A 24,265-nucleotide genomic window follows, 5' to 3' on the forward strand; every position below is an offset into this window, starting at 1 on the left:
GTGAAAATGAGAATTCATCCCTCTCCTTGCATTAAAAGAGTCGGTAACTTTGGCCCTCTAGATGCAAGTTCTCTATCAAGCATAAACAGTATCTGGGGGCTATTTTCTGCAAATCTCAGCTTATCAAGAATTTTCTTTACATTGGCTTCTTCTTCAACTTGTTCATTAATAAACCACTCAAGAAAAGATCTAGTTGAATAGTCCTTTTCTTCCTCTGCTAGTGTAGCCAATTCATTTATACACTTGCTTATAAACTGCTCATGCTCATAAGCCGCTTTAAAAGCTTCAATTGGAGATTCCCACTCTTTCGGAGGTTGGGGAATTTCTTTAAGTTCTACCCTCCCATTTCTATCATAGATGTAATTATAAAACCTTAATGCATGTCCAACTTCCTCCTCTGCCTGAGCTTTCATCCAATTAGAAAAGCCCTCGAAGTTTAGATCATCAAAATACGCTGCCATGGCAAAATAGAGGTATGCTGAGTACATTTCTCTATTCAATTGCTCATTCAAGGCCTTTAACATCTTTTCAGTCAACATATTCCATCACCAGAACTAATTTGTTTTCCTAACTATTTAAGTATTTACTTCAAATTATTTTTTCCTTTTTCAACTCTTTTCTGATTCTCTCAAATTCTTCCAGCTTACCTTGAGTGACAACTCTTTCTGGCCTGAATGGACAGTCACAATAGGGATATTCAAGAAACGCTCCATAAGTTCCTATCTCTCTAGCTATTTCCACAATCTCCTCTTTGTCCAAACCAATAAGTGGCCTGTGTATCGGAAAATCCACACTCATCGTTTCAAAGTAAAGATTTGTTAACGTTTGTGAGGCAACTTGACCAAGGGAATCCCCTGTAACGATTGCAAGTGCTCCCCTCTCTCTTGCTATTTCTGCCGCTCTTCTTAGCATGGCAACTTTACAGACCACGCAAGTCCACTCTCTTCGGCCAAGCTTATTTAAAGTAAGTACATAAGGTTTGAGGATCTCAAAATGGTTTTCGATTATTAATTCTATAGGCTTTGGAGAGTAATCACTTAAAATCCTCACCACTTTCTCAACAACCTTTCTCGCATTCATTCCTTGATCAAAATGGACGGCAATTATTTCAGCACCCCGTTTAAGCATGAGAAAAGCCGCAACCGGAGAATCTATTCCCCCACTTAAAAGAACAACTACCTTTCCCTGAGTTCCAACGGGAAGACCTCCAACCCCCTTAATCTTTTCAAAGAATACATATACTTTCCCACCAATAATCTCGATTCCAATAACAAGTTCAGGATTCTCCAAATCCACTTTCCAACCAAATTCATTTACAACAAATGCTCCGACTTCTTTATTCACCTCTATAGAGGTCCTTAGAAAAGTTTTATCAAGCCTCTGCGTCTCAACTTTGAAACTTCTTGGTGATTTCCCTTTTAAAGCCTCTCTAAGATAGTTTGAGATCTCGTTATAGTCCATAACCTCTGCTGGAGAAACCGAAACAACGCCTGGAACTTTTGCTATAATTCCTGCAACCTCATTTGGAGCATCAACAAGAATTCTCCCTCGTATAAGCTTAATTTTCCCAGTTATCCCCTTCCTCTCTAAGGCCTTTTCAATGTTCTTTGCGAGTTTTCTCTCAAATTCTTTTCTTTTTCCACGTTTTATTGCTATTTCTCCGTATCTAACTATTATCACTTTAACCACCTAAATAGCGCGCAAATAAATTCTTTGCTTCTCTCTCTTCCTCAGCTCCCCTTATGACCATCCTCCCACTTTTAAAGATTAGTATCTCATATTCATCATCCTCAAACTGGAGAAACTGAGAAGTTTTAAAATACTCTATCCCAAGTTTTTCAAGCCTTCCCGCAAGATCTTCCAAATTTACATTCATTTTCTCTGGAGGTGTAACTTGGATTGAACCATCACAAAGTCTTTCAATTTTCATATGTTTTTCTAAGAATGTAAATTCCCTCTTTACACAGGCCGGACAGTCTTCTCTTCTAGGAACTTCAACCCTCTCGAATTCAAGTGTTTTCGTGTCAAAGAATATTAATTCGCTTTTAATTTCTTCTCCCAAAAGGATTTTTGCAGCAAGACCAACTGCTATAGAAGCGGCTAATGAAGGAACATAGCTCATTATCCCAGCGACGGCACATGTTGGCATTGGTCTCTCAGGAAGTTTTGGCATAAAACACCTAAAACAAGCTGTTTTTCCAGGAATTATCGGCATTATATTACCATATGTACTCAGAACTCCTACGTAAATCCATGGTTTGTTATTCTTTACAGCATAGTCGTTTATTATCTGGCGAGTATAAATATTATCAGTCCCATCAATTATTAAATCCACCTTCTCAAGAATTCCTATTGTTGCTGGATTTAGATCTTCAAAATACCCTTCAACACCAAATCTCTCTTTTAAAACCTCAACTTTTGGTTTGCCGATGTCTTCTTTAGTATAAATCGTTCTAGGGAGATCACTATCATCTACAAAGTCTCGATCTACTACAACGATTTTTCCAACCCCAAGTTTATGGAGGAAATAGACTTCCCAGCTCCCTAATGCTCCAGCACCAACTACTCCAACCGTGCTCTCGCTCAGTTTCCTTTGACCCTCTATACCAATGATCGGAAAGTGTCTTGAGAAATCCATCATACCTCTCACCGAAAGGAAATACGAAAAAGGCTTTATGAATTTATCTTTTTTGGATGGGAAGACCCCTTCTGAAAGGGAGAGCTGAGAGCCCGAAAAGTTTAAATACTTTTTACTCTGTTGCATAGTAATTAATGATACTAATGTACTTGACGCAAAAGAATCATCTTCCAGCGGACAAGAAGACGTACAAAACTCTCCGCATACTATCTCACCTTAAAGACAGGGAGGAGGTCAGAAGTACAAAGACCAAAAGATCTACAAGTGAACTTTCAAGGAAAACTAAGATTTTTCACAATGAAAACTCTCCCTCCCCGACTTTTCTCATGTTGATAAAGGTAAACGCAATAAAATAACCTAAATCATTAAGATTGGTGATGTTCATGGAAGCTAAAGTATGTAAGTTCTGTGCCGGGGATAAATTAGATGATATTATCAAGTCCTTAGAAGAGAGGGGCTACAATACCAGTGTTGAAGGGTGCATTGGCCTATGTGCTAAGTATGAATGCGGCAACATAAATGTTATAGCAAGTGGAAAAGAAATTTCCGTGAAAACCTTCGAAGAGTTTATTAAGGCCCTGGAGGAATAAGCATGGTAAAAGTTTTGGTGATACTCTCAAGTGACGATGAAAAGGCTCTGCCTGGTTTTATGTGGGCAGTAAATGCTATTAAATACAGATGGGTAGATAATGTTGAAGTAATTCTCTTTGGCCCAATAGAAAGGGCAATAGCTAAAGGAGACGAACGCTTCCTTTCTTGGATAGAAAAGCTGAAAGAATTAGGGAAACTGCCACTTGCATGTAAGAGAGTGGCCGAATTAGAAGGATTTGAGGTCTCACTAGAGAAATATGCAAAAGTTGAATACGTGGGAAAGATAATAGCAGAGTATCTTAAAGAAGGCTATGTTGTGATGACATTTTAATGAAAAAAGCTTCAAGAAAAGCCTTTTAATTCATTTTTCTACAATTTTTGGGGTGAAAACGTGAGAAGGGTTGTTCTGCTTCTCATTGTACTTGTGGCTCTTGGGCAGTTGGTAGCTGGTGAAGATGTCACTTATGGAAGCTTAAAATTTAAAGCAATTTCAAATGAAAAAGAACTTAATTCTTTAATTTCTGCACATGAGGGGGAATACTTCTTTATCTTTTACCATTCAAAAAGTTGTCCAGCATGTAATTACATGAAAAAGAGTGTATTTCCAACCCAAAAGGCTATAAAAAGCCTAAATGGCATAAACCTAATTTCCATTGATGTGTATAAAGGAAGAACCCTCACAACACTCCAATACAAAGTCTATGATAGAGTTCTTGTACTTCAACCTGACAACAGTGGTTATTATACTCCGAAAGAAAAGGGAGAGACAATAGGTGTAGGAGTTCCCGGTACACCGACAATGGTGATCTTCAAAGTTGAAAATGGAGAGAAAATCCTAAAGGGCCTCGCTATAGGGGCTCTTAACCCAGACAGTCTTGAGTTTTTTGTAAAAAATAGTATAGAAGACCCTCTAAGGAACGAAACACCAACAGAAGAGAAAGAACATCCTCCGAGCAAGTTATCCTTAGCTGTTCTCTTACCAATATTCTCGGCAGGTATTCTTAGCGTATTTTCTCCATGCGTGCTTCCCTTGATAGCAGGCACTTTTTCACTTTTATTTGCAAAAAGAAAAATTGAAATTGTGATAGCAGGAATGGTTGTTTCTTTTGCCGTCCTCGGTGCCTTGGCAGGTACTCTGGGCTCTTATGTATCTCAAATTAGAAATGCCTTGTACTTCATAGGGGGTTTAGGCTTCATAGTAGTAGGAACGTCATTGATAAGCACTACTTTCAATCAAAAGGTTATGAGAACACTATCCCTTTCTCCATCCAAACTTTCATCAAGTAGTGGCTATATTTCCGACGTTCTCTTAGGTTCTGCTCTCGGGACTACGTGGATAGGATGTATTGCTCCCTACCTTGGGTTTGCAATTATAACTGCCACCCTAAGCGGGAGTGTCGTAAAAGGCGTGATAGTTATGGGAGTTTATGGAGTAGGAATGGGCCTTACAATATACTTGATTATGGGTTCCAAAGATTTGGCAGAATGGATAAATGAAAAATTCCTCTCAAATAAACTGAGCTTGGATATCCAGCAAAAGGCAAGATGGGAAAAGGCGATAGGAATCGTCATAATTATCCTCGGCATTCTCATGTTAACAGAACTAACTCCTCTTAGACTATGGAGTGCAATTTTTGAAAGCTTGTCAAAAATTTAGGGGGTGATTGGATGTTTAGATACAGAAGGAATGTTGGAATATCCCTAAAAGAGGTTGAAGAAAAGTTAAAGGCAGAGCTGGAAAAGAAGGGATACAAGGTTGTACTCGAGTTTACCCCCAGTGAAGTTGTAAAAGCTAAGTTGGGTGTTGAAATGGAACCTTATAGAATCTTCTACGTCTGCAATCCAAAGAAGTTTTATGAGATGACTAAGGTCGAGTATGAAATTGGTTCATTTGCCCCATGTCCGGTTTTGCTTTATGAAAAAGAAGGAAATGTATATGTTGCTATAAACACTGCTGAAGATATCGTTGAGGTCATCAAAGACCCTCTTGAAGATGTCAGGGCTGTCATAGACTCTCTCTAACTTCTTTTCCACAATTTTAATAAGGTTAAGATACAAAATTTAATGAGGTGATTTTCATGAAAAGAGCCCTTGTTACTCTTACCCCCACTGAAAGCAAACGCTTGATTGCTAAAGCTATTGTGGCACTTGAAGAAGTGCAACATGCCCTTGAGAACGGTTTTGTATATATTGCCACTGGTACAACTGCCGCATATGTAGCAGAGGAGATTTTAGGAGAAAAAATCGAAAAAGAAAAATGGACAGTAGGAGTTATAAGCAAAGGGAGAACATGTGTAACGGCAAAAAAGACGTGGCCAAAACATCTTGTTCTTTACAAAGGAAAACCATATGAAGGTGAACCCCTTGAGGCCCTAAAGGAGATGGGCCCAGAGGATGTATTTATAAAAGGAGCAAATGCAATAGACCAGAACTGGAATGTAGCTGTTTTTGCAGCTGCTCCCGATGGTGGAACAATAGGAAAAACCTTTGGATGGACAATAACAAAGGGAGTCATCACGATAACCCCAATAAGCCTTGAGAAGTTCACTCCTACACCAGTTGAGGTTAGTGCCAAACTTACAGGCATTCATTCTTTTGATTGGGGAACAGGCCTCTATGCTGCACTAGTTCCAATCCCACATGCCATTCCAGTTACGGAAGTGGAGGCCTATGACATCCTAGCTAACGTTGATGCGATCCCCATAGCATCTGGAGGAGCAGGGGGTGCAGAGGGGAGCGTTACTCTTGTCCTAGAGGGGGATGACGAAGATATGGAGAGAGCTAAGGAGATTACAAAAGCCATCAAAGGTGAACCTCCTTTAGAACCATACACTGAAGACTGTTCTATATGTCCATTTGCGAAGATCTGTGGAATTGGAACGGGCGCTTTTTAGCCCTCTCTAAAAATTTATAAATATTTGAGAAAGGTTTAGTCAGGGAAGGGCAATGAAAAGAAGCAGGGCAGCTTGGATCTTCCTTATCATGTTTCTACTTCTGCCCCTGGCAGCTGCCGACGAGGATTATGAAAACAACGAAGCCCAATTTGGTGAGTTGGCTGGAGCAGGTTTCATAGTAATAACCGCAGGAATAGTTCTTTACTCCATTATCAAGGGAACTTCCTTTGTAGAATACAGGAAAGGAAGTTTCTCCATAGAGCTAAGCCAAGAAATGTCCTTTTTGAAGGCTCGCGTCCCCCTCTCCCTCCTCGATATCCATCATATCCTTGTGGTTATCGGTTCTCTCCTGACCCTACCCCACTTCATATCGTGCCAGGACTACAGCACGCCTGCTGGCTTAACCGGCCTTTTACTCGGTTTCATACTGCTCATTGAAAATGTAAGCGGGTTCTATGGACGTTATCTTCATGCAAAGGTTGAGAAGCTGAGAAGAGAGGTCAACAACCCCTATCTGAAAGGAACCTTAAAAAAGTTTAGGATATGGAGGGAACTTCACATCGCGTGGACTCTGGTCATGTACTTCCTTCTTGTGCTCCACGTTATCTTTGTAGATTGATCTTTCAAAGTATCCCATCTATCTATTTTCATTCTTCCTGAAAATGGCTTTTTTAAACAATAAAAAACTAAAGAAACACGGAAGCATCAAAAGAAGTAACATTTTCAACCTTTTTGCCGAGTATCACTGTATCCTCCTTCTTTACCGCACCTTCCGGAACCATGAGCGGTGCATGCACCATCGCCAGCACCATTCCTTCCCGGGCTTTCATTGCCCTGTGTGGAACCACTATCGTGGTTATGGGATCCTCTTCAATTAAGAGCCCAACTCCGTGAGTGTATCCGGTTATGTAGTACTCCTGAAGTCCTTTCTCCCTGTAAACCGCAGCTATATCTTTCTCCACCCGAGCAAAAGTGACTCCCGGCCGGGTCTTTTCCAAAGCGATTTTATGGACCTCCTCCATCGCCTCAATGGCATTCTTCGCTCTCTCATTTGGCTCTCCGATGAAAAAGCTCCTCGTCAGGTTTGCATAATAATGGTTGTAGTCCGCACCGATTACCACGGTTACAAACTTACCCCTCTCAACTTTAACGTCTCTAAAAGGCTCGGCATGTGCCCTCGGCGTTGCGGATACATAGACCTTCGGGTCTTCGCTCCCATTGAGCATCAGCTCACGGTAAATCCCGGCAGCGATTTCAAGCTCGCTCTTCCCAGGCTTTATCTCCTCCATCGCCACTTCCATTCCCTTAACCGCAATCTTTCCTGCTTTCCTTATGTTATCAAGCTCCCAATCATCCTTTATCATCCTCAACTGCATTGAAAGGCCTCTGATGTCTTCGATCTGCACCCCCGGGTTGAGCTTCTTGAAAATCTCATAGAACAGAATGTAGGCATCCCTCTCGATGGAGAACTCCATGCCGACGGTGCTGTAACCGTTTTTCCCGATCCACATCGTCACCATTGCCATCAAATCTTCCGTCTTTTGAAACTCTTCAACGTTCTTAATCCAGCTCTTCTGCATGAAGAGCTCCTTCTCACCTTTGGCCACAATGACCACCGGCTCCCCTTCGGCCGGAATGAGGAGGCTCGGACGGAGCCATTTGGTACCGGTGAAGTAAATAAAAGTGGAGAGTGTCCTTATAACGGCTCCGTCTATCTCATTTTCCATTAAGAGATCCTGGAACTTTTCAACCCTCTTTTTAAATATCCCTTCACTCCCCCTCATTTACCTCACCTTAATCACAAGAAACTTCATCTCCAGACTTCCCGTGTTCTCAACGCTGTGAGGCACTTCCCTGGGGAGGTAAACGAGGGTTGCCTTTCTAACCTCTTCTTTCTCCTCTCCAACTTCAACCATTCCTTTGCCCTTTATGACGTACAGGAAGGCATCTACAGGGGCGGTGTGCTTTTTAAGCCCTTCCCCCGGCTTCAGCGTTACGTGAAGTATCTGGACATTTTCCATACCAATCAGCTTTTTAACATCAACCCCGTGGGGGTTCTCAAACTTTTCCGCATCCTCAACCTTTACAACAATCATATCAATCCCTCCAGTCCAAAAGCCTTTTCTCCCCTTCGAGGGCTTTAATTCTGCTTATCTCCTGCGTTATTTCAAGCGTCCCAAGGTACTCACCCTTCTCATCCCTGACAGGGACGTATTTGATGTAAATGAACTTCCCGCCCATCTGAATCCAGAATTCTGCGGCGTCCTTTTTGCCCTCCTTGAAGGCCTTGAGGATTTTGTCAACCACGCTGACACTCTTCGGTGGATGGCAGAGCTGCACGGGTCTTCCGATAACCGAGGGTGTCCTCGTAAATATTCTGTCCCCACCGGAGAAAAACCTTACTCTATCATCTTTATCTATGAAAGTTACATCAACTGGAAGATGCTTGAAAATCGCGTTTATCTCCTTTGGAGAGAGGTATCCAGTCTCAAGTTCTAAGTCACCTTCCCTCTTTACTTTAGTTCTGTCTCCTTCAAGCTTCTGTCCCCTCAGTGCCATCTGAACTTCCTTTGGCAAGCTCAAAATCTGTTCAGCTGTTAAGGTGGTGTCAATTTCGTAGGGATGGAGAGGCTTGGCTTCTGGCTTCCACTCATCTCCGGGCTTAACTTTGTAGTAACCTATTGCCTCTTCCTGCTGCTTAATGGCAACCCACTCCCCCTCGGAGAGCAAGGCTCTCAGCGTCGGGTATAGTATGTTGTTCTCCCTGAACACCATGTCCACGAGGGCGTTCGAGAGCTCGGAGGCCTTTTCCTTGAGGGCTCTGGTGAACTCCTCCCACTCCATTCCGTCCGCTTTGTTTAGAATCTCAAGGAGCTGTTTGATCATGCCTCTTGTCTCATCGTGCTTTGTCCAGAGGACCGTTGGAACCGCTGTAATGCCTCTCCTCTCAAGGTACGGGAAGATAAGCATCTCCTCCCTGTTGTAGTGGGTAAAACCGACAGCTCTAAGCTGGTTGGCTATTCCTTTGAGAACACCAAGAATTTCCTCCCTCATCCTCTCATCCTTCGTGTTTGCGAGGGTAGATGCATAGAGGTTCAGCATTTCGGCGTCTTTTATTATCTCCCTGTTCTCCTCATAGAGCGTATAGAGGGGATGTACCGGAGGAATGTCCTTCATCTCCTCCCTTTCAGTGCCGGCAACCGCCTCCCTGAAGAGCTCAACGTGAATATCGCACATCTTGGCTATCTCTCTCGCTGAGATACCCTCTTTAACGAGCTCCTGCTCAATAAGGGGTATTTCCAGCGGTGAGATGTTCCTCAAGAGATCTTTAAACTCCTCCTTGAGCTTTTCAACATCCTCTCCCCTGTGGATTTTTCTTAAAAGTTCTTTCATCTTTTCTTTCTTGTACTCGCGGTTTTTCAGGAGTTCGGTCATTCAACACCACCCTTAACCTTTTCTTTGATGAGAAGCGCAAGCCCGCGGAGCTTTTCGTAATCCTCTCCCCTCGGCCTCGCACGAATCTCAAGGCTCCCGAGGAGCTCTATATTCGAGCCCTTCAGCACTTCAAGGAGTGAATCCTTGCTCCTCCCGTGCCACCCGTAGGAGCCCATTATCACCGCATATTTTGCGGGCGGCCTGAGGGCCTTTACGAGGTATGCGGCATAGATCGCAAGGGGATGAGCACCCCCAAGGACTGTCGGGGCTGCCAGAACTATGACCCTTGAGTCCACGAGGTCTTTGGCGACCTCCCCTATGTCCGAGCTCACGAGATTGTGCACCTTTACATCCACCCCTTCAGCGGTCAGAAGAGCCGCGAGCTCCCTCACCATGGTCTCATTTGCCCCCCACATGCTGACATAGGCTATCAACACTTTCTCCTTCGTCTCCCCGCTGCTCCACTTTTTATACGCCTCGATTATCCTCGCGGGATTCCTGTATATCGGGCCGTGGCTCGGGGCGATTATCTCAATCTCAAGCCCCTCGATCTTTTGGAGTGCTCTCTTCGCCATGGCCGAGAAGGGCATCATTATCTCCCCGAAGTATCTCTGGGCGTGCGTTAGAAGGTCGGGCACGTCATCGTCGTAAAAGCCCCCAGCAAGGTGGGCCCCAAAGAAGTCGCATGGAAAGAGTATTTTATCCTCCACCAGATATGTAAACATGGTCTCAGGCCAGTGGAGCCATGGGGCCTCTATGAACCTGAGGGTCTTCCCTCCCAGTGAGACGGTGTCGCCATCCTTCACCACCATAATCCTCTCATCGGGGACATCGTAGTATGCTTTAGCCATGTCCGCGCCTTTTTCGGTTGCAATGAGGATGGCCTTTTCGTTCCTCTCCAGCAGGTATGGAATTGCGCCCGAATGGTCGGGCTCGGCGTGGTTCATCACTATGTAATCGATATCGGCCACGTCTGCGATTTCGTTTATTTTCTCCTCAAGCTCCCTCTCAAAACTGGGATTTACGGTGTCTATGAGGGCGGTTTTTTCACTCCCGACGACCAGATAGGCGTTGTAGGAAGTTCCTTCCGGAAGGGGAATTAGAGAATCGAAGATTCTCCTGTTCCAGTCCTTAATTCCAACCCAGTAAACATCTTCAACAATTTTCACAGCTTTCATCATTACGCACCTTCATGACATATGTCATATCAAATACTTTTAAACCTTTCTACCTATTCATGGCCAGCAAAGTTTATATGACATTTGTCATTATAAGTTTATGGTGAAACGAATGGAGATTAAAGCTGTGGTGGACCTGAGGGGGCTAAACCCCCCGGAACCCGCTGTAAGGATAGTTGAGGCATTGAAGGATCTGGACAAGGGGGAGGGTATCGAGGCAATCGGCGACAGGCCGTTCAAAGGCATCCTCCCAAAGCTTGAGGAGGCAGAATACAAATACGAGCTGAAAAAAGTTGGAGATGCCTACATTTTGAGGATATGGAACGAGGGAAATGCCAGGGAAATTTCAGGACTCGGTGATGTGGAGTGCGCAAAGGAAATCGAAATAAACGAGAACACAAACGTCGGGATGCTCATAGAGAGGTATCCCGGAGCTCTCGAAGTGCTCATTGAGTACGGCTTCACCCCGCTCAAAGACGAGACCCTGAGAAAGACCTTGGCAAGGACAATAACGCTGAAAGAGGCCAAAAAACTGGGCAACCTCCCAGATGAGAAGTTCAGGGAACTTTTAGAAAAGCTTAAAAAATTGAAAAGGTGAGCTCAGTCGAGCTCCTCTGCAAGGGCGGAGCCTTCTTCTATTTTTACGCCTTTGTTGAGCATGTCCCTCAAATCCTTCTCGGGGTCGCCCGTCAGCCTGAGGTCGAACTGCTTCCTGAGGATTTCGAAGACTCCCTGAGTTAGGAATTCCGGAGGCCTTGGGCCTATGTAGATGCCCTTAACTCCAAGGTAGAGCAGGGAGTAGAGTATTCCAATTGCCTTCTGCTCCATCCATGAGAGGACTATTGAGACCGGAAGTGAGTTCACATCAGTGCTGAGTTCATTCGCCAGAGCGACGGCAATTTCAATTATTGAGTAAACGTTGTTGCACTGACCGAAGTCGAGGAACCTTGGAATGCCTTCAATGGTTCCGTAGTTCCTCGCGTTGTAGCGGAACTTTCCGCAGGCGGCCGAAAGTATGAGCGCATCCTTTGGAATCAGTTCGGTGAGCCTCTCGTAGTAGCCCATGCCCTTGTGCGGGGTATCACATCCACCAACGACAAAGATATGCCTTATCTTGCCCTCGTTGATGAGCTCAAGGAGCTTGTCCTTCATGGCCAGGACGTTGGTGTGGTGGAAGCCTGTGAGGAGCTTTCCTCCTTCAACCTTCTCCATCTTCGGTGTTCCCAATGCCCTCTTTATCAAAGGCTCGAAGTTGTAGTCCTCTATATGTGGAACCCCTTCAAGACCCGCTATGCCGACGGTAAAGATCCTGTTCCTATAAGCCTCTGTGGGCTGCTGAACACAGTTGCTTGTGCCCAGAATAACACCCGGGAATTCTGCAAACTCCTTCTTCTGGTAGAGCCATGAACCACCCCAATTGGCGGTCAAGCTCTTAAACTTTTTAAGCTCCGGATAAGCGTGAGCCGGGAACATCTCCGCGTGGGTGTAAACTTTAAGCTCATCCTCAAGGCCTCTCTCCTCAATCTGTCTCAGGAGCTCATAGAGGGCTTTGTAGCTGTGGCCGGTAACGAGTATGCCATGTCCCTCAAAGCTGCCTGTAGGAACTTCAACGGGCTCCGGCCTTCCGAAGGTTTCCACATAAGCTTTGTCGAGCAGCTTCATGGCCTCAAGGTGAACCCTTCCGTTCTCAAGAATGAGCTCAAGAAAACGGTTCTTATCGAAGTTAACGTTGGTGAGCGTTGCGTATAATGCCTCAGCCAAGAAATGGCCGATTTCCGGATTGTCGTAACCAACCTCAAGTGCGTGGTAGTAGTAGGCTGACGTACCCTTAATACCGTACAGCAGAGCCTCCTGGAGAGAGTTTAAATCTGGATCCTTTCCGCACACACCCTGTACTGTACACCCTCCCTCCAGGCTCATTGAACACTGATTGCAGAGCATCTCCAAATTTTCAGGTATTCTTATCGCCATTTCCGTCCACCTCCAATTTTATGACGCGTGTCATATCATGCGGTTTAATTTATGAATTTCTGTTCATAAAAGCTTTGCGGTTTCTTAACCTAAAACGTGATGTTTACATGATTAGAGAGGATATTTTTGCTCTATTAAATCCATATATTTGAGCATATAGCATTGATATCACATAGTTTTTGTATCATAATTAATAACAAATATTAAAAATATTATGACATGTGTCATACAAAATTAGATGCCGGTAAATCTTTAGTATTTAGCAAATATTTACAGCAGTTAAATCAAATATAAATTGACCAAAATACTTATATATTCCATGTGTCATATACCTTTTCATGAGAATTAATGCCTTCGAAGCGGCAGCCAAATATGTTTATCCCTCTTTAAGGAGAAGATTAGTGGAAATACTATATAAGAAAGGACTAACTCAGGTTCAAGTGGCAGAACTACTCCACATAACCCAATCAGCTGTTTCCAGATACTTGAAAATGGATAGAGGGGCTTTAGTGGAAGTTGAAAAATTTAGGGACATAGAAGAAAAACTTGAAGCATTAGCCAATGAAATTATTAAAAAGAAACCCGACGAGTATTACATTCACTCAGAACTCGTCAAAATTGCTTTAAAAATGCTTGGAAAGGGCTATGTGTGTTCATTTCACTCTAAAGTTGATCCAGAAGTTGATCCAGCTATGTGTAATATTTGTTTAGATATTTTTGGATAGAGCACTATGAACCAGTGTCTTTAGGGATAGGGGTTTATCCACAAGATTAAAATCGTGATAGTCTTTTTCCACCCTCATACCGATAGCAAAACGCTTTACTCAGGATTCCTCTGCTCAAAGAGTAAAAGTTTGAAACTTTTTTCATAAATTCATTTTTAAATTTATTCACTTGAAATTATTCCGAGGTGAGAATGGTGGATGAGCTAGAAATGATCAGAAGAAAGAAGATGTTAGAACTCATGAAAAAAGCCGGAATAATAGAGGTTAAACAAAAGAAGCCAAAAGTTATCATAGAAGTGATAACCTCCCCAGGCTGCCCATACTGTCCGATAGCATGGGCCATGGCTCAAGAAATAGAAAAGAAGTATGACGGAGTTCTAGCAAAAGAAGTTAGTGTTGCCACTCCAGAGGGCCAGAGAAAAGCCATGGAACACAATATAATGGGAACTCCAACGATTCTAATAAACAACAGAGTTGAGTTCATAGGGGTTCCCAATTTTGCTGAATTTGAAAGAAGAGTACGACAGTATCTGCCCTAAAGGGCGAGGCTTTCGAAAGGTAAAAAATTTATAATCACAAAAGTCTTAAATTAATTCGAGGTGGCATAATAATGCAAAAAAATTGTTGGGAATAATAATTGGAATGTTGGTTTTGGGAGGAATGGGAAAAATAACTAGTGCAACAGAGGAGATTTTTCCCATATATCTTGACCCTGGAAATGGTGGAGGAACCATTGTATATCTTGGAAATGATCAAACATTGACATATGCAGAATATGAAGATAAGGGCGTTAACGATCACAATGGAGTATACTATATATTAAAAAATGAGGTCTATGCAAAGGATGCTCAAAAAGTCTCCACTTCAATTGAAGCAGTTGGATTCGGATATGTTGAAACTTATGCAGCAGTCGGGGAGAAGTTTGACATTGGTGGTACCGGAAGTGCTTCTGCGGCTATAGAAATTCCAGTACAGATTAACGGATGGGTGGATTTAGGTTTCGGAGAAGCGTCGTACAAGGTCAAAGTATATATCAAAGATTTAACAACCGGAGCGATTACATCCTTTATCATTGACGAAGAGGAATTTCAACAAACAGGTAATAAACAAGTAAACAAGCAGATTTTATACCGTACTCCATCATATATATTTAAAAGTGGTCATAGATACGCAGTTTATATAGAACTGACATCTAGAGTTTATTCTAGTGGTGGCCTGAGCTCGGCCTCCCTAAGTTTGAATGTACACTATGACTATATGTATATAGACTTCCCATAGGAGGTAAGAGCTTATGAAAAATAAGCTTTACATTCTTTTTCCATTTTTGCTTGGGTTGATATATGGTGTAGGAATATTTTCAGTGTGGTGGGTTTTTAGATTGGGGAGGCACCTCCCTGACATTGTTGATAATCTCATTGTGATATCCGCACATCTTGCACCAATAGTCGGGGGGATTATCAGCTTTTATCGCCTTTGTAAATGTAGCTGTTGCAAAGAAGACAAAAACTGACCTCCTCCCCGCCCTAAGGAACGGGGTTTTCAAAAGAAAAAGCAATAACAAAAAAGTTCCATTACTTGCTTTTTGTCTTTCCTTTTTAGAAAGTTGTAGAGAGGAACATTTTGAAATTACAGGTTCCAAGCTTTAAAAGGTAAAACTTTCCAAGAAGGTGAACTGCTCCCTTTCGGAAGGGGGCTTCCCACACAAAAAAGATAAAATTTAAAAGTTCTCTCTTTGATTTTCCCCTCATGTTCCTATATGAGAAAAATTTTAAGCTTCAAAAAAAGAAAGCCTTAGAAAGTCTAAATGAGGCCCTAGAAAAAGGGTTAGTAGATAGTGATATAATATCCCTACTTAATAAGATAAACTCCCTGGAGAATTACTTCACAACATCCTCCTGCTCAGGCAGGATAAGCATTATGCAAATGCCCGATTTTGGGGACAAGCTCAATGCAATATGGCTTGGAAAATGGCACAGAGAAGTCAAAATTGAGGAAGTGCTCGATGCCATAAATAAACATGATGGGGGAATGTTGTGGTTTATAGTCCACAGTCCAATTCTCCACGTTTCAGCAAAGACTTTGGAGGATGCTGTTGAACTCCTAAATCTTGCAATAGCCTGTGGGTTTAAGCACTCAAATATCAAGAGCGTAAGCCACAAAAAGCTTGTAGTAGAGATTCGTTCAACCGAAAGAATGGATGTTCCTTTAGGCAGAGATGGCGAACTGTGGGTGAATGAGAGTTATCTTGCGAAAATAGCTTCAATGGCAAATCTCCAATTAAGAAGAGCCAAAGAAAAGCTCAGAAAACTTGAAAATAAAATTGAAAAGCTCAAGAAATAAAGGAAAGGACTTCAGAATTCAGTTTCCTCTTCTCCTGGCCCTTTACCACTTTCTTTCTCTTTCTCGAGCTTGCTTGCAGCTATCACATCGTCAATCCTGAGAATCATTACTGCAGCTTCACTTGCACTCTTGATAGCTTGTTTCTTGACTCTAAGTGGCTCAATAACACCTCTCTCCATCATGTCGGCTGGCTCACCAGCAAAGACATCAACACCGACTGTTGGACCTTTCTCTTTGTGAGCTGCAGTGACCTTCACTAGAACGTCAACTGGATCAAGTCCAGCGTTTTCTGCAAGGGTTCTTGGAATCACCTTCAATGCATCAGCAAATGATTCAATGGCAAGTTGTTCTTTTCCACCGACTTCTTTGGCGTATTCGTCAAGTTTGATGGCAAGCTCGATTTCGCTTGCACCGCCGCCAGCAACAATCTTTCCATCTTCAACGATGTCCTTGGCGACTTTTATTGCGTCCTCGAGGGCTCTTTCTACTTCGTCAACGACGTGTTCTGTTCCTCCTCTGATTAGGATTGTGACTGCTTTTGGATTCTTGCACCCTTCAACAAAGACCATGTTTTCTCCAGCAACTTTTCTCTCTTCAACAAGTTCGGCATAACCAAGGTCTTCACTTGTGAGGTCTCTCACATTGGTGACAATCTTTGCACCAGTTGCCTTGGCAAGCTTCTCCATGTCACTCTTCTTAACCCTTCTAACAGCCAATATACCAGCCTTGGCAAGGTAGTGTTGTGCTAGGTCGTCAATTCCTTTCTGACAGAATACTACATTTGCACCGGTAGCAACAATTTTGTCAACCATCTCTCTTATCATTCTTTCCTCTTGTTCGAGGAACGCTTGTAATTGTTCTGGGCTTGTAATTCTAATCTCCGCATCTGTCTCAGTTTCTTTAACCTCAAGTGCCTCGTTAATAAGAGCAATCTTGGCATCCTCAATCTTTCTTGGCATACCTGGGTGAACTCTCTCTTTGTCAATAACTACACCTCTGATGAGTTGGGTGTCTCTAACACTCCCACCCTCTTTCTTCTCAAGCTTAATGTTGTCAATGTCAACCTGGTACTTCTCACCAACTTTTTCGCCAACAAGTCTTACTGCATCTATTGCCAACCTAGCCAAATACTCCCTCTCTTCTTCAGCAGCTTTTCCAGTTATAGCTGTTGTAGCAGCCTTCATGAGGACTTCCTCATCCTCCGGGCTAACATCCTTTGCAATGTTATCGAGAATCTCTTGGGCCTTTTCAGCTGCAAGAGTATAACCTTTTACAATTATTGTTGGGTGTATGTTTTGGTTGAGAAGTTCTTCAGCTTTCCTTAGGAGTTCGCCTGCAATAACGACAGCTGTCGTAGTTCCATCTCCAGCTTCCTTGTCTTGAGTCTTTGCAACTTCAACCATCATCTTAGCTGCTGGGTGCTGGATGTCCATTTCATCCAGAATTGTTGCACCATCGTTTGTGATTACTATATCTCCAAGGCTGTCAACAAGCATTTTATCCATACCCTTTGGACCAAGAGTAGTCCTTACTGTCTCTGCCACAATTCTTGCAGCAAGAATGTTTAATCTCTGGGCATCCTTTCCAACATATCTCTGAGTTCCTTCAGGTAGAATCAAAATTGGTTGTCCTGCAAGTTGGGCCATTTCCACCCACCTCCCATATTTTTCTTTTTTGTGGGAGGATTGCTTTTAGTTACAATGTGTTTGCATTCCGATTATGCATTCCTTTGTGCTATTTATAAATTTTTCGGTCAATGTTTTTAAGCTTTTTAGCAAAGCAAAAATCGGTGAAACCCATGGAGGAGTTTGAAAAAGCATTAGAAAGCAAAAATTGCCAAAAAATTCTCGAGATACTTGATGATTATCTTGAAAAAATAGAAAATGAGAATGAACTTAGGGCGTTCTTAGAAAAAGTGGAAACATTAATCCTAAAGTGTGAAGGCCCTGATGCTTATGAACTTGCACATGAAATTACACATATATATGCTCATTTAGGTGAATTAGATAGAGGGATGGAGATTTACAAGAAACTTGCTGAGAAATACAAGGAAGAAAGAGAGAAGTACTTGGATGCTCTATATCATCTTGCAGATGCATATGAGCATTTTGGAATTCCAGAAAAGGCCATAGAGGCATATAAAGAACTGTTAAAACTTGAACAAGAAGTTGGAAACAAGAGAGAGGAGGCATTAACACTAGCACATATTGCTATAAACTATGCTGATCTTGGAGAAGTGGAAAAAGCAATAACCACAATGAAAAAAGCCAGTGAAATGTTCAACAAGCTTGGTGACGAGAAAAATTACTTGATAAGCTTACTGGATCTAGCTCACTTCTATTACGAAACCGAGGATTATGAAAAATCCGAAGAACTAATCGCTAGGATCTTAAAAAGTCCCAGGGATGCAGAAATAGAAGTTAACACAAAAATTGTAGAAGCAGAAGTAAAAGCTGCCCAAGAAGACTTTAAGAGAGCTTTTTCTGCATTAAGGGCTGCTTTGATCAAAGCTTTGGAAGTGAACAGTGAGGAACTCTTTAGCATTGGGTTTGAAGCAATCTATGAATTCATAACCGAGCTTTTTGATGAGAAAATGTATAAAGAAGTCTATGAGAACATTCAAGAGTTAGCTGAATCCTTCGAAGAAGTGAATAAAGAATATGTAAAGTTTTTCACTGCAATTGGAGAACTGGCAAAACTCAAGGAAGGTTTAGATAACAATTACAATAGTATCTATGAGAGTATTGAAGTGAATGAACTTAAAGAACTTCTTGATGAGCTCAAAAAAATAGGGGCAACTGTGTTGAACATAGGAGTTTAAAACCTTCTTTTTAACTATTTTAAACCCTAATAAGTGTTCGTGTTCAGAAAAACATTCTATATAGAGAATATTTTAAAAATTTAAAAAGTTTTGGAGATCAAAATCTTGATACTGTTTCAACCTCTGCACTTTCTGCGTTCTCTACTTCTCTAAAAGCATCTGCAACTTCGTCAAAGGAATATCCCTCAGCATCCTTTCCAAGCACATAAACCTTAAGTGCAACCAATCCGAAAGCTATTGGCTCCCTGTCAACCTTTGATATCCCATATTTGCCTTTAAATTTCTCCTCGAGTATTTTTTTGATCGCTGCTTCAAGTTCGTCAAGGTTCACCTCTGGGTCGGTAGGCATGACCCTAATAACTCCAACTAAATTGAAATCACTCATTTTTATTCACCTCAAGGTCCTTCCCATCCACATTTGGGGCATGTGTATGTAACTCCCAATACGCGGCAACTTTCACATCTCCATATGATTTCCTCTCCACAGTTTGGGCATATAAAGTGTGTAGCGTGCTCTCTTGGTGTTATCTCTTTTCCACATGAGGTACATACAGGTATGCTCTCAGCCATTTCAAACCACCTCCAAGAAGTGAGGTTTTTTGTTATCGTAACTCTTAACGCAGTAAAGGAAGTCCATTTATAAAACTTTCGAGATAAGCATAACTTCCAACTTGAAGAGTGTGTTTAAGGGGTAGTCAGACCATGCGAGTCTCCTCATCGCTCGGTCGAAATCTCCCTCATCATCCCAATAAAAAATAAAGAATTGGGCTTATAAACCTTCCTCAAATAATAGAAGTTCCACAAACTTTTCTTTATATGCCAAAATTTCCTCTATCTGCTTCTTCTCCACTTTACTAGCCATGCTGATCTGTTTGTACATAGCTTCAAGCTCTTTTAAAATCCTCTCAACACTTATTTCTGCTTCCTTGCTATTTCCATTGCGACTTGCAGCTTTACTCAAAAGTTTACCCTTCAAAAACGGCAACACTTCAAACGGCCGGCCCATGTAGGCCCAGTAAATACCCTCTCTTAAGATTTCACCAAGAATTTCGATTTCAGAATAGTTCATTTCATTCTGTCTAGCAATTGGTTTCCCACTCCCTCCTCATAGGTATCACCACTTTCAAAGATACGTCTTAAGTAAATTAGTTTTTCGCTGTATTTATTGTCAAAAGGTCAAAAACTCCCTGAAATATGATAGACTACTTAGACAGTATGTCAGAGCTTGGGTTGTTATTTTAGAGCTTAAGACAACAGTCAAAATACACAAGATTTAAACATCAAAACCTGACCAAACGATTTTTTCTAATTTCTACACTTTTCTCTTGCCTTTTTTAATTATTTTGTCCAGAAATTTTGGCATTCCTACCCATACTGACATTATTGACATCACAAGACAAGTTTGATGTGCATTAAGCGTAAGATTCTCTTTTATGCCTCATCTCAGGCCGTTATAATAAAGTCAAGTTTTACAGAAACGTAACTCTTAAATAGGTCTTTTGATGTATATTCTTATGCCATTATACACTAAGGCATGCAATATTGAAGGAAAAATGTAAGGAGGCCGAAGTGAATGAAGAGGTCTGGAATTTTGGCATTGTTGTTTGTTTTTGTTATGGTACTAAGCCCTCTAGCAGCGGCTGAGAAGGGTCCAGCGCCTGATGTTGTCTACATTGGTATTAGGACAAACGAAGAAACAGGTATTACTGACGTTGCAAAAGGGGACTTAGACATCTTCCTCTGGAGCGTTGGAGGAGCAGCATTCCAGGACTTGCCCTCAGACGTCCTTGACAAATTAACCCTTATTAAGACTGCAAGCGGTTACAACGACATTGAGGTCAACCCCGTCCACGATGACGACAGCCCATACCTCGTCACTGTTGGTGAAAAGAAGTACTTCAACCCATTCGCAATCAGAGATATTAGATATGCATTAAACTTCCTCATAAGCAGGCAATACATTGTCCAAAACATTCTCCAAGGTTCAGGACAACCAATGCTTGGTGGTATAAGACCAAGCACTGGTGCAAACTCATACTTCGAGCCAGTTTATAAAGCAATGGGAATCACAGCCGTTGCTGACTTAGCAAAAGCTCAAAAGATTGTTGAAGACGCTATGAAGAAAGCCGCTGATGATTTGGCAAAACAAGGTTATGAGCTTAAGAAAGGTGACGACGGATTCTGGTACTTTAATGGCGAGCCTGTTACACTCAAGTTCATCATCAGAATTGAAGACCACAGAAAAGACCTTGGTCTTTACGTTGCTGACTTAATTGAGAAGTTCTGGGGCTTCAAAGTTGACAGACTCTTGTGGGATAGAAGAAAAGCTTCAAGCACTGTTTATGCGGGTGATCCAAAGAACTTCCAATGGAGCATGTACACTGCTGGTTGGGTTTCCACAGTTAACATCAAGTGGCCTGATGACTACACCGCATGGTGGTACACAAGCTGGTATGGATGGCTCCCCGCAGCAGTAGGATGGCACATGCCAGAAAGTGACTTAATAACTGTAAAAGAATTAATTGACGAACTCGGAGGAGCTGAAGCTGTCATAGAATCATTCCAACTCAAGTACTACAACACTCCTGACAAACTTGCCGAACTTTATGATATGACTGAAGAAGAGATCACCAAGATGCTTGTTCTTGGTAGTGTTGAGTTCAACGGCAAGACTTACGAAATGGAAGAGGGTAACGTTGACCAATACTGGGACCTCCAGAAGATTTCAATGGCCCTTGGTGTAAGAGACTCACAAAAGACCTTCCTTGTGGAGACCTGGGAATACTTCCCAGTCAACAAAGATAGAGTCAAGGCAATTGCAAGAGATGTTTCCTCAGGATTATGGAGCAGGTGGGCTCTCATAACACCTGAAACCCCAGACAAAGTAGTTAAAGTGGCAGAATTCTCAGCTACTGGAGCACTCTTCATGAGTGCATTCAACCCAATTGGAGGTATTGACGACGTTTACAGCGCAGTAGTCTGGAGAGTAATTTACGATTACGCTATGTACACAGACTTAGCAACTGGAACTTACATTCCAGTTAGATGTGAGTACAAGGTTGAGAGAGGCCCAGTTACAGTCCCAGACGATGCTGTAATTTATGACACAGTACAAGACAAGTGGGTCGTCGCCCACGCCGGTGAGGAAGCAAAAGCCAAGATTACCTACGATTGTAGGCTTGGCAACTGGCATGACGGCCACCCAATGAGCATGGCCGACATCAAATATGCCGCAGCATTCACCTGGGAATGGTCAACCAAAGACGGAGATGACGACGTGTATTACGATGACAAGCTTTCTTCAGCCGCAGAAAGCCTTGCAAAAGTTAAAGGTATTCAATGGGTTGATGAGGACACTTATGTTGTCTACACTGACTTGACACACCCAGTTGCTGATGACGTTATGGCTAACATGAACGTCTTCTGGGCTTCACTACCATGGCAACTCCTCTATGCAATGGGCGAACTCGTTGCAAAAGGAGACGAATACGGTGCATCACAGAAATACTCCTTCAGTGAAGAGGCAGAGGGAGTTGCCCAGCTTGATCTTCTCGTAGCAGACCACGTTGCTGACTTGAAGAAAGTCCTCGAAGCCTTAAAGAACAAGAACGCTATCCCACCCGCCATTGCTGGAGACGTTAGCGACCCAAGTGAAGGATACACCAAGATCCTTGACTGGATCAACAGCAAAGGCCATGCAGTAATAAGCAACGGTCCATTCTACCTCGAGAAATACGACCCAGACAAGATCTTCCTCGAATTAAGAGCATTCAGAGACCCAACATATCCATTCGATCTCGATTACTGGAAGCAAAAACTAATACTCGCAAAGCTTGAACTTGCTGGAATCGATGTTCCAACCAAGGTAAACACTGGCGAGGACGTGAAGGTAACCATAAAGGCTAACATGGTCGAAGAGTATCCAGAAACTGGTACCAAACCCGCAGACATGGGATTCGTATTCGTTGAAGTAAAGAACGAGCAAGGACAAACTGTCTTCAGTGGAGAGGCCAAACTTGCAACAGCTGGAAACTTTGAAATAACAATCCCAGGCTCAGAAACTGCCAACTGGGAAGCTGGAAAATACGAAGTTTACGTAAAAGGTGGACTAGAGGAAGGCGTTGTCTCATTTACTGATAAGAAGACAATAATTGTCATAAAGAAAGAGCCCACAACATCACCCACAGAATCACCAACCGAGTCACCAACAGAATCTCCAACTGAATCACCAACAGAATCACCAACATCACCAACCGAGTCACCAACAGAGACCGGTGGAATCTGTGGTCCAGCTGTACTTGTAGGCCTTGCACTAGTACCACTACTCTTGAGAAAAAGAAAGTGAGCTCCTTTTTCCTTTAGATTTTTAATTTCTTTTCTATTTGCTTTTATCAAAGGAAAATTCTCAAAACTTTGGTGTATTTTTCATTAAACTTACGAACTGCCTTTTGATATGCATCTAAACGTGTTTCTATGTCTCTGCTTGTACTTATAAGCCTTTTATTGCGCATTAAATAGAAAAATATATAAAGTTTTACAGACTTGAAAATGTTGATGAATGATAAAAAGCCTTAATGTACACATTTGAATGGAGGTGTGTAAGTTGGGATATGGTAGATACATTACAATTAGACTTCTCAATGCACTACTAGTTCTCGCTTTAGTTACCCTGCTAGTTTCAGTTCTCTTCACGAAAGTTGCAGAAGAGGACATTAGATCAACAATCCAAGAACAAATAAACCTTAAACTTAGGTCAAATCCAGAACTCCAAAGGCAATTGGCTGCCGATCCTGCAAAGCTTCAAGAGTGGTATCAAAGAGAATACAACAGACTTATTCACGTTTATGAATTAGACAAGCCATTTTGGGTTAGAGTGGTGCAAAGAACAAAAGACACGTTAACGCTGAATTTTGGAAATACCAAATCCCCGATATTTGGTGAGACTGCTGTTAGTAAAATAATCTCGAAAGCTATCCCAAGAACTGTTATCCTCTTCACTACAGCCCAAATATTTGTTATATTCATAGGTCTACTCTTAGGTGTTAAAGCAGCGCAGATGGCAGGGAGCTTTTTGGACAGAGGTGTCTCAATAGTAGCAATGGTCACAAGTAGTATACCAATGTGGTGGTTCGGAATGATATCAATCCTCATATTCTCATTCAAAATGGGGTGGTTCCCAAGTGGTGGAATGACCTCAATGCCACCAAAAGAGGGAGTCGCGTATTACTTAGACGTTCTTTACCATATGGTACTTCCTGTAACCACAATAGTGTTCGTTTTATTCGGTGGATGGGCCTGGACAACAAGAAATATTATGATTGGTACAATGCAAGAGGATTTTATCATGGCTGCAAGAGCCAAAGGTGTACCTGAAAGGAAAGTTATATATGGACACGCCCTCAGGGCTTCAGCTCCACCTATAGTTACCATGACAATCTTCAGCCTTCTAGGTTCAATTGGTGGTGCTATCATTACCGAGAGTGTATTCAACTGGCCAGGAATGGGAAGACTTTATTGGACTGCACTACAACAAAATGAAACTAGACTTCTAATGGGTGTGACATTCGTTACAGTTGCTCTCTATTTAATAGCAATGATTATAGCAGACCTAGCTTATGGATACCTCGATCCAAGAGTTAAAGTTGGTGCATCACAGCAAACATGAGGTGAGG

Annotated in this window: 28 protein-coding genes; 16 read left to right on the plus strand and 12 right to left on the minus strand. The window is 42.3% G+C overall.

Translation table 11 applies throughout. The features are described 5' to 3' along the window. Positions 1-14: 14 nt before the first annotated feature. Genes K1720_RS01450 through K1720_RS01460 form a run of 3 tightly spaced genes read right to left on the minus strand, consistent with a single transcriptional unit; the run spans position 15 to position 2,638 of the window. The gene (locus K1720_RS01450) at positions 15-539 is read right to left on the minus strand and encodes a ferritin (RefSeq protein WP_251949462.1); all 525 of its coding nucleotides are present in this window, start codon (positions 537-539) and stop codon (positions 15-17) included. A gap of 49 nt (positions 540-588) precedes the next feature. Beyond that, positions 589-1,680 (minus strand): tRNA uracil 4-sulfurtransferase ThiI, encoded by a 1,092-nt coding sequence (gene thiI / locus K1720_RS01455; RefSeq protein ID WP_251949463.1) that lies wholly within the window; start codon positions 1,678-1,680, stop codon positions 589-591. A gap of 1 nt (position 1,681) precedes the next feature. Continuing rightward, the gene (locus tag K1720_RS01460; RefSeq protein WP_251950443.1) at positions 1,682-2,638 is read right to left on the minus strand and encodes a ThiF family adenylyltransferase; all 957 of its coding nucleotides are present in this window, start codon (positions 2,636-2,638) and stop codon (positions 1,682-1,684) included. Between the two features lie 134 nt (positions 2,639-2,772). Between K1720_RS01460 and K1720_RS01465 the strand changes: the two genes are divergently transcribed. The 7 genes from K1720_RS01465 to K1720_RS01495 are packed head-to-tail and all read left to right on the plus strand — an operon-like array spanning position 2,773 to position 6,742. Continuing rightward, positions 2,773-2,994, plus strand: coding sequence for a hypothetical protein (locus K1720_RS01465; protein WP_251949464.1), 222 nt, complete (start codon positions 2,773-2,775; stop codon positions 2,992-2,994). A 27-nt stretch (positions 2,995-3,021) separates the two neighbouring features. Then, positions 3,022-3,228 (plus strand): hypothetical protein, encoded by a 207-nt coding sequence (locus K1720_RS01470; protein WP_251949465.1) that lies wholly within the window; start codon positions 3,022-3,024, stop codon positions 3,226-3,228. A gap of 2 nt (positions 3,229-3,230) precedes the next feature. Next, the gene (locus K1720_RS01475; RefSeq protein ID WP_251949466.1) at positions 3,231-3,560 is read left to right on the plus strand and encodes a hypothetical protein; all 330 of its coding nucleotides are present in this window, start codon (positions 3,231-3,233) and stop codon (positions 3,558-3,560) included. A 60-nt stretch (positions 3,561-3,620) separates the two neighbouring features. Further along, on the plus strand, positions 3,621-4,886 hold the full coding sequence (locus tag K1720_RS01480; RefSeq protein WP_251949467.1) for a cytochrome c biogenesis protein CcdA: 1,266 nt from the start codon (positions 3,621-3,623) through the stop codon (positions 4,884-4,886). 11 nt (positions 4,887-4,897) lie between these two features. Next, positions 4,898-5,251 carry a DUF302 domain-containing protein gene (locus tag K1720_RS01485; protein ID WP_251949468.1) on the plus strand — a complete coding sequence of 118 codons (354 nt, stop codon included), beginning with the start codon at positions 4,898-4,900 and terminating at the stop codon, positions 5,249-5,251. A 56-nt stretch (positions 5,252-5,307) separates the two neighbouring features. After that, positions 5,308-6,123: a hypothetical protein gene (locus K1720_RS01490; RefSeq protein ID WP_251949469.1), complete on the plus strand. Its 816-nt coding sequence runs from the start codon at positions 5,308-5,310 to the stop codon at positions 6,121-6,123. A gap of 52 nt (positions 6,124-6,175) precedes the next feature. Then, positions 6,176-6,742 (plus strand): hypothetical protein, encoded by a 567-nt coding sequence (locus K1720_RS01495; RefSeq protein ID WP_251949470.1) that lies wholly within the window; start codon positions 6,176-6,178, stop codon positions 6,740-6,742. A 67-nt stretch (positions 6,743-6,809) separates the two neighbouring features. Here K1720_RS01495 and K1720_RS01500 read toward each other — a convergent pair whose 3' ends face one another. Genes K1720_RS01500 through K1720_RS01515 form a run of 4 tightly spaced genes read right to left on the minus strand, consistent with a single transcriptional unit; the run spans position 6,810 to position 10,736 of the window. After that, complete coding sequence (locus tag K1720_RS01500) at positions 6,810-7,907, minus strand: M24 family metallopeptidase (RefSeq protein WP_251949471.1); 1,098 nt, start codon at positions 7,905-7,907, stop codon at positions 6,810-6,812. Beyond that, on the minus strand, positions 7,908-8,219 hold the full coding sequence (locus K1720_RS01505) for a cupin domain-containing protein (RefSeq protein ID WP_251949472.1): 312 nt from the start codon (positions 8,217-8,219) through the stop codon (positions 7,908-7,910). A gap of 1 nt (position 8,220) precedes the next feature. After that, on the minus strand, positions 8,221-9,558 hold the full coding sequence (locus K1720_RS01510) for a DUF438 domain-containing protein (RefSeq protein WP_251949473.1): 1,338 nt from the start codon (positions 9,556-9,558) through the stop codon (positions 8,221-8,223). Then, positions 9,555-10,736 (minus strand): FprA family A-type flavoprotein, encoded by a 1,182-nt coding sequence (locus K1720_RS01515; RefSeq protein ID WP_251949474.1) that lies wholly within the window; start codon positions 10,734-10,736, stop codon positions 9,555-9,557. Before K1720_RS01515 ends, K1720_RS01510 begins: the two co-directional genes overlap by 4 nt. A 112-nt stretch (positions 10,737-10,848) precedes the next feature. Here K1720_RS01515 and K1720_RS01520 point away from each other — a divergent pair, with 112 nt between their 5' ends. Next, on the plus strand, positions 10,849-11,334 hold the full coding sequence (locus K1720_RS01520) for a DUF1858 domain-containing protein (RefSeq protein ID WP_251949475.1): 486 nt from the start codon (positions 10,849-10,851) through the stop codon (positions 11,332-11,334). Positions 11,335-11,336: 2 nt separating this feature from the next. Here K1720_RS01520 and hcp read toward each other — a convergent pair whose 3' ends face one another. Continuing rightward, the gene (hcp, locus tag K1720_RS01525; protein WP_251949476.1) at positions 11,337-12,707 is read right to left on the minus strand and encodes a hydroxylamine reductase; all 1,371 of its coding nucleotides are present in this window, start codon (positions 12,705-12,707) and stop codon (positions 11,337-11,339) included. A gap of 338 nt (positions 12,708-13,045) precedes the next feature. Between hcp and K1720_RS01530 the strand changes: the two genes are divergently transcribed. The 5 genes from K1720_RS01530 (at position 13,046) to taw3 (ending at position 15,772) form a co-directional block, all read left to right on the plus strand. After that, positions 13,046-13,432: a transcriptional regulator gene (locus K1720_RS01530; protein ID WP_251949477.1), complete on the plus strand. Its 387-nt coding sequence runs from the start codon at positions 13,046-13,048 to the stop codon at positions 13,430-13,432. Positions 13,433-13,626: 194 nt separating this feature from the next. Further along, positions 13,627-13,971 (plus strand): thioredoxin family protein, encoded by a 345-nt coding sequence (locus K1720_RS01535; RefSeq protein WP_251949478.1) that lies wholly within the window; start codon positions 13,627-13,629, stop codon positions 13,969-13,971. Positions 13,972-14,056: 85 nt separating this feature from the next. Further along, on the plus strand, positions 14,057-14,710 hold the full coding sequence (locus K1720_RS01540) for a hypothetical protein (RefSeq protein ID WP_251949479.1): 654 nt from the start codon (positions 14,057-14,059) through the stop codon (positions 14,708-14,710). A 13-nt stretch (positions 14,711-14,723) separates the two neighbouring features. Continuing rightward, positions 14,724-14,942, plus strand: coding sequence for a hypothetical protein (locus K1720_RS01545; protein ID WP_251949480.1), 219 nt, complete (start codon positions 14,724-14,726; stop codon positions 14,940-14,942). A gap of 236 nt (positions 14,943-15,178) precedes the next feature. Beyond that, positions 15,179-15,772 carry a tRNA(Phe) 7-((3-amino-3-carboxypropyl)-4-demethylwyosine(37)-N(4))-methyltransferase Taw3 gene (taw3, locus tag K1720_RS01550; protein ID WP_251949481.1) on the plus strand — a complete coding sequence of 198 codons (594 nt, stop codon included), beginning with the start codon at positions 15,179-15,181 and terminating at the stop codon, positions 15,770-15,772. A gap of 11 nt (positions 15,773-15,783) precedes the next feature. Here the strand turns inward: taw3 and thsB are convergent, their stop codons facing one another. Then, complete coding sequence (gene thsB, locus K1720_RS01555; protein ID WP_251949482.1) at positions 15,784-17,418, minus strand: thermosome subunit beta; 1,635 nt, start codon at positions 17,416-17,418, stop codon at positions 15,784-15,786. Between the two features lie 152 nt (positions 17,419-17,570). On the opposite strand from thsB, the gene K1720_RS01560 reads away from it, so the two are divergent. Then, positions 17,571-18,593 (plus strand): tetratricopeptide repeat protein, encoded by a 1,023-nt coding sequence (locus tag K1720_RS01560; RefSeq protein ID WP_251950445.1) that lies wholly within the window; start codon positions 17,571-17,573, stop codon positions 18,591-18,593. A 97-nt stretch (positions 18,594-18,690) separates the two neighbouring features. Here the strand turns inward: K1720_RS01560 and K1720_RS01565 are convergent, their stop codons facing one another. The 3 genes from K1720_RS01565 to K1720_RS01575 form a co-directional block, all read right to left on the minus strand. Then, complete coding sequence (locus K1720_RS01565) at positions 18,691-18,978, minus strand: elongation factor 1-beta (RefSeq protein ID WP_251949483.1); 288 nt, start codon at positions 18,976-18,978, stop codon at positions 18,691-18,693. 11 nt (positions 18,979-18,989) lie between these two features. Then, complete coding sequence (locus K1720_RS01570) at positions 18,990-19,163, minus strand: zinc finger domain-containing protein (protein ID WP_055281461.1); 174 nt, start codon at positions 19,161-19,163, stop codon at positions 18,990-18,992. Positions 19,164-19,362: 199 nt separating this feature from the next. Continuing rightward, the gene (locus tag K1720_RS01575) at positions 19,363-19,662 is read right to left on the minus strand and encodes a hypothetical protein (RefSeq protein ID WP_251949484.1); all 300 of its coding nucleotides are present in this window, start codon (positions 19,660-19,662) and stop codon (positions 19,363-19,365) included. Positions 19,663-20,166: 504 nt separating this feature from the next. Here K1720_RS01575 and K1720_RS01580 point away from each other — a divergent pair. Both K1720_RS01580 and K1720_RS01585 read left to right on the plus strand, forming a co-directional pair. Continuing rightward, entirely contained in the window at positions 20,167-22,938 is a 2,772-nt protein-coding gene (locus K1720_RS01580; RefSeq protein ID WP_251949485.1) for an ABC transporter substrate-binding protein, read from the plus strand. A 258-nt stretch (positions 22,939-23,196) separates the two neighbouring features. Then, positions 23,197-24,258: an ABC transporter permease gene (locus tag K1720_RS01585; protein WP_055281455.1), complete on the plus strand. Its 1,062-nt coding sequence runs from the start codon at positions 23,197-23,199 to the stop codon at positions 24,256-24,258. Positions 24,259-24,265 lie beyond the last annotated feature (7 nt).

The organism is Thermococcus argininiproducens, assembly GCF_023746595.1.
Taxonomy (GTDB): Archaea; Methanobacteriota_B; Thermococci; order Thermococcales; family Thermococcaceae; genus Thermococcus_A; species Thermococcus_A argininiproducens.